Genomic DNA, 7,640 nt, shown 5'->3' with positions numbered 1-7,640 from the left:
ATATCTTCCTGACCACTATATCTGGATAATAACACCTTAAATGCTGACAATAAAAACATAAACAAGGTAACACCTTCTTTTTGACATACCTTATGAATCGAAGCACTCAAGGCTGCATCTAACTCTAAGCTAACACTTGATCCCTCGTGACTCTGAACTGATGGACGCCTATAATCCGTAGGTAATGACAGTGTAGAAACTCCTGATAACCTATCCTCCCAATACGATAACTGATCTTCTAAAACTTCACCCTCTACATACTGACGCTGCCAAATGGCATAATCCGAATATTGTAACGGTAATAAAGGTAAATCTGGGGTATTACCTAGTATTAAAGCACTATACAACGCTGTAAACTCGCTAACCAAAAGATCCTCGGACCAACCATCACTAGCAATATGATGGAAAACACACACCAAAACATACTCATCCCCTCCTAAATCATAAATACAAGCTCTTAACTTATAATCACTAGACAAATCAAAAGGAACTTCTAAGTAATCACTTAATACAGCTTCGATGGAATTACCTTCTGCTATCCTTACATGATCCAAACTCCAGGAATCGGATGCTATAATTTCTTGATACCCTACTCCATCTGCTGAACGAAGCATCGTACGTAAAACCTCATGACGATCAACTATACTATGAAATGTCTGTTCTAAAACACTAACATCCAAACTCCCCGATAATCGTAAAACTGTAGGCATATGATACGCAACACTACCCTCTAACTGATCCAAAAACCATAAACGTTCCTGACTAAAAGATAAAGGAATACGATCTGGTTTTTCCTGAACAACGATAGCCGGTACTAAAACACCTTGGGATTGTAAATCAATATGCCTCCCTAAAGCTTCTATAGTAGTATGCTCAAAAACATCTCGTATAGAAACTTCGATCGACAGCTCCTTACGGATCATAGAGACCAATCGGGTAGCCAAAACTATGACCGCCCAAATCAAAGAAATTAGCATAAATACCTATACGATCTACTCCTAATAATTCTTGCCAAATGCCCGCTAAAGATAATTCTACTGCACTACTTGCCTCTACATAATCCTCTGCTATAAATGATACATCAAGTGCAGATAAACGCTTCTTATCAATCTTACCATTTGTCGTTAATGGCATATCATCCAAATCAACCCATAAATTAGGAATCATATAATCTGGTAAGCTTGCACCTAAATACTCTTGTATAGCAACCTTATCAAAATCACCCCTAGTAACTACATACCCCACCAAACGCTTGTTTCCTATATTATCTTCTTTTGCTAAAACACAACATTGATGAACAAATGCTAACGAGGATAATACACTTTCTATTTCACCTAACTCAATCCTATATCCCCTTATTTTGACCTGAGTATCCTTTCTCCCAATATACTCAATAGTCCCATCTGGTAGCCACCTTCCCAAATCACCCGACTTATAAAGTCTATCATTTTCATTTCTACTAAATGGATTCTTAATAAATTTCTGGGATGTTAATTCTGTTCTATTTAAGTATCCCTTTGCTACTCCAGCTCCTCCTATACAAAGTTCTCCAATAACACCTATTGGTACCAGATTGAGATGTTCATCTACTATATAACAGTTTAGAGTAGGTATTGCAGCGCCAATAGTACTTATACTATTAAGTACATCTTCCTTTGTAATTTCCTTGTAGGTAACATGTACAGTAGTCTCTGTAATACCATACATATTAATTAGTTTACATTCTGAGTATTGTGTTTTCCAACGACCTAAATAACTGGGATTTAGAGCTTCTCCTCCAAAGATCACATACCTAAGAGAAATCGGAAAATAATCGTTAAGAAGCGCTTCCTGTAGTACATAAAAAGCACTTGGAGTTTGATTTAAAACCGTTACCCCTTCTTTGATTAATAATTCTTTAAAAGCAATAGTATCTTTTGTCTTAGCCTTAGGTACAATCACCAAACGTCCACCGTAAAATAATGCTCCGTACATTTCCCAAACGGAAAAATCAAAACAAAAAGAATGAAACAATGTCCAAACATCATTTGAACTAAAATCAAACAAACCAGATTCGTGTTTGAATAAACGAACTACATTGCTATGTTTAATCAATACTCCCTTAGGTTTACCAGTGCTTCCTGAAGTATAGATAACATAAGCTAGGTGATCCGCTGTTACCACTTTTTCCAGTCTATCAGAAGGTTCTTTAGTAATATGATCCCAATCTTTATCTAATAAAAGAATTTCTAAACCTTGTTCTTCTAACAAAACACTTTTACTCTCTACAGTACTTATTACCAAATCAATATCTGCATCATTAATCATATAATGAATTCGATCCGATGGGTAATCAGGATCCATTGGAACATACACTCCTCCTGCCTTTAGTATTCCTAAAATACCGATAATCATTTCCAAAGAACGTTCAATGCAAATTCCTATTAAATCTTCATCTTTAATTCCTTGTTTTATTAAATAATGAGCCAATTGGTTAGAACGTTTATCCAACTCTTTATATGTGAGTTTTTTATCATTAAAAACTACCGCTATAGTATCAGGAAATCTCTTGACTTGTTCTTCAAATACATCAATTATCGTCTTATCTCTTGGGTATTCAACATAAGAAGTATTAAAAATATGTAATAATTTTTGTCGTTCTGGATTAGATATAATAATATCATTAGTGATTGGAGCATTAATATCATTACAAAAATGATGTAAAACATTATGAACAAAATTATGAAAATGCTCTAGTGAAATTCCTGATTTAAACTCTTTATGAAGTACATATTCAAATTCTAATTCTGTCCCTCCTGTCAAGTCAATGGTTAAATTTAGGCTTGTACTGGTACGCTCAAAAGAAGATACATCCAGTGTATCCTTAATATCATCTCCACTGAATAATCGATCTTTAGAATAGTCTTCTTGAAAAATCTCATCATAGACGTGAAAATCTATATAATTAAACAAAGCATCAAAAACATCTTCATCTTTATGTATTCCTGCCAGTTTCTTAATCTCAAAAAGTGTCATACGACCATAAAGACTAATTTCTTCTATTTTTCTATTAACACTCTCAAAATAAGACAACCAACTTTCTTCTTCTTCTTCTTCAAAAATATATCGAACTGGTAAGGTATTAACAAAACATCCCAAAATTTTATCTCCATCATTAACTAAAGGACGTGTGTTACTTACTAAACCTACTGTCAACTCTGACTCATATGTTAACATCTGTAATGCATATAAATATGCTCCATATAAAACTGTCTTTAGCGACATTTTATGATTCCTACATTTCTCCCTTAATTTGTCTAAAAAAGAGATGTCATATCTTTTGCTATAATACTCTGTAGTTTCTGTTTCTTTTGAAAAAACATCTAAATATTTATACTCAAATAATTCTTTTTTCCAAAAAGAAGAAGCTTCTTCATCTTGCTTATCAACCCATTCAGAGATAATAAAATCACGTAGTGTAGATGTAAGGGCCAAAGGGCGATATTCAGCATCATTCTTAAGCTCAAAATACACCTTATAAAGTTCTGTAATAAAAGAAGCTACACTCCAACCATCCAAAATTGAATGATGAAACTGAAAAACAAATATCAGCTGATCTGAATCTACGTTAAAAAGGTGAAATCTATACAACGGTTTCTCTTTAAACTCAAAAGGTTTTTTCCGTTCAGAAACTAGATATTCTTCAATCCTTTTTTCTTGTTCTTTTCTATTTGATAAACTTAAATCCGAATAAATTACCTTATTATCAATAGCAGTATTCTTATACACAATCTGAACAGGTTCTTCATAATCTGATAGATTAAAATATGTTCTAAATATAGAGTGTTTCTCAATTAATAGATTAATAGCATTTCTAAATATCGTAATATCGAAAGTAGCATCTTTAAGAGGAAAAACCATTTGATCATGGAATATTCCTAAATCAGGAGTAGATAAAGACTCTATAATCATTCCTTGTTGAATATCACTCATTGGATATACATCTTCTACTAAATCCGAATTTTCTATAGATTGCAGTATTGATGATGCTAATATAGCTATCTGAGATTCTACAGTTTCATAAAGAATCTCTCGTGCATTTTTAATTGTATTGTTTCCTAATACTGAATCAGAAAAAAGCTGAATTGTACTATACTTAAAAAGGTTTTGTAATTGAATTTGTCTATTAAAAGTTTCATTAATTTTAGAAATTAATCGAATGGAAATAATTGAATCTCCTCCTAATTCAAAGAAATCATCATGAATTCCTATTTTTTCTCCTCCTAACAATTCCTGCCAAATACTTACCAATTGCTCCTCCTTTTCATTTCTCGGAGCAATATATTCTTGTGTTGATAATTGAGAATTGTCAGGTTCTGGTAAATTCTTCTTATCGATCTTTCCATTACTCGTTATAGGCATCTCATTCATCGTTACCCATATTTGAGGAATCATATACTCAGGTAACTTTTTTCCTAATTGTTTTTGAGTATTTTTCTTGTCTAAATCTCCATCTATCACAACATAGACTACCAAACGCTTATTTCCTATGCTATCTTCTTTTGCTAAAACACAACATTGATGAACAAATTCTAGTGATGATAGCACACTTTCTATTTCACCTAACTCAATCCTATATCCCCTTATTTTGACCTGAGTATCCTTTCTCCCAATATACTCAATAGTCCCATCTGGTAGCCACCTTCCCAAATCACCCGACTTATAAAGTCTATCATTTTCATTTCTACTAAATGGATTCTTAATAAATTTCTGGGATGTTAATTCTGTTCTATTTAAGTATCCCTTTGCTACTCCAGCTCCTCCTATACAAAGTTCTCCAATAACACCTATTGGTACCAGATTGAGATGTTCATCTACTATATAACAGTTTAGAGTAGGTATTGCAGCGCCAATAGTACTTATACTATTAAGTACATCTTCCTTTGTAATTTCCTTGTAGGTAACATGTACAGTAGTCTCTGTAATACCATACATATTAATTAGTTTACATTCTGAGTATTGTGTTTTCCAACGACCTAAATAACTGGGATTTAGAGCTTCTCCTCCAAAGATCACATACCTAAGAGAAATCGGAAAATAATCGTTAAGAAGCGCTTCCTGTAGTACATAAAAAGCACTTGGAGTTTGATTTAAAACCGTTACCCCTTCTTTGATTAATAATTCTTTAAAAGCAATAGTATCTTTTGTCTTAGCCTTAGGTACAATCACCAAACGTCCACCGTAAAATAATGCTCCGTACATTTCCCAAACGGAAAAATCAAAACAAAAAGAATGAAACAATGTCCAAACATCATTTGAACTAAAATCAAACAAACCAGATTCGTGTTTGAATAAACGAACTACATTGCTATGTTTAATCAATACTCCCTTAGGTTTACCAGTGCTTCCTGAAGTATAGATAACATAAGCTAGGTGATCCGCTGTTACCACTTTTTCCAGTCTATCAGAAGGTTCTTTAGTAATATGATCCCAATCTTTATCTAATAAAAGAATTTCTAAACCTTGTTCTTCTAACAAAACACTTTTACTCTCTACAGTACTTATTACCAAATCAATATCTGCATCATTAATCATATAATGAATTCGATCCGATGGGTAATCAGGATCCATTGGAACATACACTCCTCCTGCCTTTAGTATTCCTAAAATACCGATAATCATTTCCAAAGAACGTTCAATGCAAATTCCTATTAAATCTTCATCTTTAATTCCTTGTTTTATTAAATAATGAGCCAATTGGTTAGAACGTTTATCCAACTCTTTATATGTGAGTTTTTTATCATTAAAAACTACCGCTATAGTATCAGGAAATCTCTTGACTTGTTCTTCAAATACATCAATTATCGTCTTATCTCTTGGGTATTCAACATATGACGTATTAAAAACATGTAATAATTCATCTTCTTCTTCATCGGTCAACATTGATAGATGACTAATCTTTTGATGATGATCACTAACAATACTTTTTAATAATTCTTGAAAATGAATTAACATTTTTTGGACGGTAGCCTTATTAAATAGAGCAGTGCAATATTCCATTTTTAATACAATCCCAGATTCTTTTTGATCTACATTTAAAGTCAAGTCAAACAGAGCCGTATTTCCTTCATACTCATACGGAGTTACTTTTAAATTCTCCAATTCTATTTCGGCTTCTTCTGGGGTGTTTTGTAAAACAAACATAACCTGAAACAAGGGAGGCATACTTAAATCACGATTAGATACGATACGATTAACTACTTTTTCAAAAGAAGCTAATTGATGATCATACCCTTCTAGAGTAGTCTGTTTTATCTGAGTTAATAGTTCTTTAAAACTAAGTTCACTATTTACATCACTTCTGATAGCTAGTGTATTAACAAATAAACCAATGATCCCCTCTAATTCTGACTGTGTACGATTAGCGATAGGAGTACCGATACAGATATCTTCCTGACCACTATATCTGGACAGTAATACCTTAAATGTTGATAATAACACCATAAATAAAGTAACCCCCTCTTTCTGGCATAACTCATGGATTGAAGTACTTAATGTCGTATCTAAAGTAAAAAGAATACTAGTTCCTTCATAACTCTGAATCGAGGGACGTTTATTATCCGTTGGTAAAGAAAGTGGAGAAACACCTTTTAATTGACCCTCCCAATAGGACAACTGTTGCTCTAAAACATCACCTTCTACATATTCCCGTTGCCAAACGGAATAGTCTGAATACTGTAATGATAACTCTGGAAGATCAACAGCTCTATCTTCAATAAAAGCACTATATAACTCGATAAACTCATTGACCAAGAGCCCTTCTGACCAACCATCACTGGCTATATGATGAAAAATACAGGTTATTATATATTCCTGATTTCCTAGATCATAAAGACATGCTCTTAGCATATAATCTTTAGACAAATCAAAAGGAGTCCTTGAAAATGCAGAGATCATCTCTTCTATAGACTCCCCAGAGTTTACCTTTACATTTTCTAAAACCCAATCACTAGGTGAAATTACGTCCTGATATCCTACTCCTTTTTCAGAATAAATAACTGTACGTAACACTTCATGACGACTAATAATTGTGCGTAATGATGCTTCTAAAAAAGAAACATTCAAATCCCCTTTCAATTGTAAAACAACTGGCATGTGATATTCTAAACTACCTTGTAATTGATCCAAAAACCATAAACGTTCCTGGCTAAAGGATAAGGGAATTCTCTCAGCATTATCTCTGTTATATGGAATAATCTTTTCTAAAGTTGCTATTTTAGTACCTCCTTGATGTTTCTCTATATACCGAATAATATCGTCTTTATTATCCTTTATTTTTTGAAGTAAACTAGGGTCAATAGAGTTATTTGACTTTACACTCAATGATCCTTTATCTACAATAAGTTTTATGTCTTTCTTATTTGCATCTTTTAGAATATTTAAAATTTCTTTGTTCATGACTAAAATTTATAATTCAATAGTTATATTATAATCTTCTGTTGTATTGTTTTGATCTAAATCTAATTTCATAAACTCAATATGCCTCCCTAAAGCTTCTATAGTAGTATGCTCAAAAACATCTCGTATAGAAACTTCGATCGACAGCTCCTTACGGATCATAGAGACCAATCGGGTAGCCAATAAACTATGACCGCCCAAAT

3 protein-coding genes are annotated in these 7,640 nt (G+C 32.9%); all 3 read right to left on the bottom strand.

Going from position 1 to position 7,640, the window contains the following annotated elements; all coding sequences use genetic code 11:
• A partial coding sequence (locus F0000_RS26050) for a condensation domain-containing protein (RefSeq protein WP_255452906.1) occupies window positions 1–923 on the bottom strand: 923 nt, incomplete at its 3' end.
• Window positions 913–7,437: a non-ribosomal peptide synthetase gene (locus F0000_RS26045; protein ID WP_149627634.1), complete on the bottom strand. Its 6,525-nt coding sequence runs from the start codon at window positions 7,435–7,437 to the stop codon at window positions 913–915. The genes F0000_RS26050 and F0000_RS26045, both read right to left, overlap by 11 nt.
• A 9-nt stretch (window positions 7,438–7,446) precedes the next feature.
• The coding region (locus F0000_RS26040) for a phosphopantetheine-binding protein (protein WP_149627633.1) at window positions 7,447–7,640 on the bottom strand (194 nt) is incomplete at its 5' end.

This window comes from Aquimarina sp. RZ0 (assembly GCF_008370685.1).
Lineage (GTDB): Bacteria > Bacteroidota > Bacteroidia > Flavobacteriales > Flavobacteriaceae > Aquimarina.
Note: the sequence above shows the minus strand (reverse complement) of the source record. Positions and strands in the feature narration are given on the sequence as shown.

Coding starts and splice junctions, on each gene's coding strand:
- F0000_RS26045 (WP_149627634.1), bottom strand. CDS start 7,437: ATGAACAAAGAAATTTTAAATATTCTAAAAGATGCAAATAAGAAAGAC.